The 2,074-nt window shown below is 60.0% G+C and carries 3 protein-coding genes and 1 pseudogene; 2 read left to right on the forward strand and 2 right to left on the reverse strand.

Annotated features, from left to right (window positions below):
* On the forward strand, window positions 1-1,054 hold a 1,054-nt coding region (locus EOA13_RS36920; RefSeq protein ID WP_206535369.1), incomplete at its 5' end, for a ParA family protein.
* A 143-nt stretch (window positions 1,055-1,197) separates the two neighbouring features.
* Complete coding sequence (locus tag EOA13_RS36925; RefSeq protein ID WP_127298023.1) at window positions 1,198-1,458, forward strand: hypothetical protein; 261 nt, start codon at window positions 1,198-1,200, stop codon at window positions 1,456-1,458.
* Between the two features lie 119 nt (window positions 1,459-1,577).
* Here the strand turns inward: EOA13_RS36925 and EOA13_RS36930 are convergent, their stop codons facing one another.
* Both EOA13_RS36930 and EOA13_RS36935 read right to left on the reverse strand, forming a co-directional pair.
* Entirely contained in the window at window positions 1,578-1,919 is a 342-nt protein-coding gene (locus EOA13_RS36930) for a hypothetical protein (protein WP_127298024.1), read from the reverse strand.
* A gap of 58 nt (window positions 1,920-1,977) precedes the next feature.
* Window positions 1,978-2,074 (reverse strand): annotated as a pseudogene (locus tag EOA13_RS36935) (DUF736 domain-containing protein); the annotation flags it as partial.

Here is a 2,074-nt window from a genome sequence, read left to right on the forward strand (position 1 = left end):
GCGCGCGTCTTCTCACCAGCCCAGTTGTCAGCGGCAGCCGCGCGGGCCGAAATGTGCCCATCGTGATTTGATGCGATGTGTCCATGATGCGTTAGTGACTTGTTTCCGTGTTAACATGGAAACATCGGCCTCTGATGGGCAGCCGGAAAACGTAGTCGGAAAATGCGCGGTCGACGGGCCACCGGACCCCTTCTTTGCTGAAGATAGCAGCTGCAAAAACTGCACCTTTAGCGAGCCCTTATCTATGCGCGCCTGGGTTGCCAAACCAGCCTTCCCCGCCGACAATATCACCATGTTGCGACCTCATGTGTCCATGATGACTTGTTTCCATGTTGACATGGAAACAAGGAGACAACGCCGGGAAGGAGGCCCCATGATCATCTCCGCTGCGATCCCAAAGGGTGGCACTGGCAAATCGACGATGCTGCGCACCCTCGCATCCGTCGCGCTGCATAGGGGCTATTCGGTCACTCTTATCGACGGCGACCGGCGGCAGAACATGAACCGCTGGTTCCAGATGCTGGGAGAAGCTGGCAATCGTCCTGACAGGCTCCAGATGGTGAGCGCGATGACGCCGCAGGAAATCCTTCGCGCGGCAGCCACTCACAATGGTGAACGATCGGTCGTCTTGATCGATACAGAAGGCACCACAAATGACAACCTGATGGCCGGGCTGTTCGCGGCCGACATTGTCGTCGTGCCAGTCTATTTTGCCCTCGACGATGTGACCGCCGCCATACAGATCACCGACCACTACATTCCGCTGGCGGTCGAGAGCCGGGGTAGACCGCTGCCTGCGATATTCGTGCTGACCAAGCAGACCATCATCGATGGCAGGGCGCGAGCCCTGACCGAACTGCGCGCCATCATTCAGGCCAACGGCACGCCCATTGCAGAACACGTCCTGCACAATCGCGTTGCCTACCGCGACCTTCAGACCGGGCAGACCCTTTACAGCCCCGAGGTGCCCGACGCGAAGGCGATTGCCGAGAGCGAAGGGGTCTTCGACGACCTTCTGCAAACCTTCATCGAAGCCACAAGGAACGCGGCATGAGTGAAGAGACCGCGCCGAAACCCGGTGACGACAAGAAGGCCCGCATGATGAAGGCGATCTCCACGCAGCCGCCCGTACTGCCCAGCATGTTCATCCCACCGAAGGCCGAGACGTAAGGGAACAAGGAGCAAGCTGCGCCACAGATGCAGGAACCGACAAAGCCGTCCCCGGCAGTCGGGCCCGATTTCCGCAAGCTGCTGCGGCAGGGTCAGAAAAAGGACCCCATCGCCGGAAAGAAGATTCGCGAGGAGGAGATGGTTCGTTGCGGGTACTATCTGACGGCCGCGGAGCAGCGACAGTTCAAGTTGCTGGCGATCAGCAACGGGCACAGCATGACCGAACTGCTGCGAAAGGCCGTGCAGGATTATATCCGCATTCATAAGCACAAACTGCCGAAGGAATAATCGGCGGTTTGGAGTCTCCATCGCATGCTGTGACGGGTGATGTTCCTGCCTCTTTGCGACGCGCAAAAAAAGGGCCCGCGACGGAGTACTCCGTCGCGGGCCCTTTTTTGCGCGTCTGCCTACTTGGATTGGTCGTGGTGTTTCAGCACCTGGCCGAGGATTGTGTCTCGCACCGGACGCCCGCTGGCTGCCGCTTTGTCGTCGACCAGCTTTGCGGCCAGTTTGGGCGACAGCGGGATGAAGTCGTAGCCGTGTGAGATGGCTGCGCGGTGAAGATCCTCAAGCGCTTCGAACGCGCGATCGTGGGTGCCGAGCCAAAGACCCGGCTCGTCGGTTTCTTCGTGTGGGAAGGCCTGCAGGAAGTAGGTCCGAAGTGGTGGATCGTAGCCGATGACAGCGTCTTGATCCGAGCGGCCCTGTCCGGTGACGGTGCCAGTGACAGTGATGGTGTAGCGGCTCATTTCAACCTCCTTTTGCCGGTGGGGAAGCCGGCCCCTTGCGGAGCCGGCCACCGATGCCTCACTGGGGGTTGTTCCAGAGGATGACCTTCTTGTTTTCCTCGCCACCCGGGGCGGGAGCGAGATTGCCGAGGATGACGCCGTTCTCGGGGGCTTCC

Origin of the sequence: Mesorhizobium sp. M7A.F.Ca.US.011.01.1.1, from assembly GCF_003998295.1 — a bacterium.
Taxonomy (GTDB): Bacteria; Pseudomonadota; Alphaproteobacteria; order Rhizobiales; family Rhizobiaceae; genus Mesorhizobium.

Excerpts from the sequence above, each read along its gene's own strand:
- EOA13_RS36925 (WP_127298023.1), top strand. The coding sequence starts at position 1,198 with ATGCAGGAACCGACAAAGCCGTCCCCGGCAGTCGGGCCCGATTTCCGC.
- EOA13_RS36930 (WP_127298024.1), bottom strand. The coding sequence starts at position 1,919 with ATGAGCCGCTACACCATCACTGTCACTGGCACCGTCACCGGACAGGGC.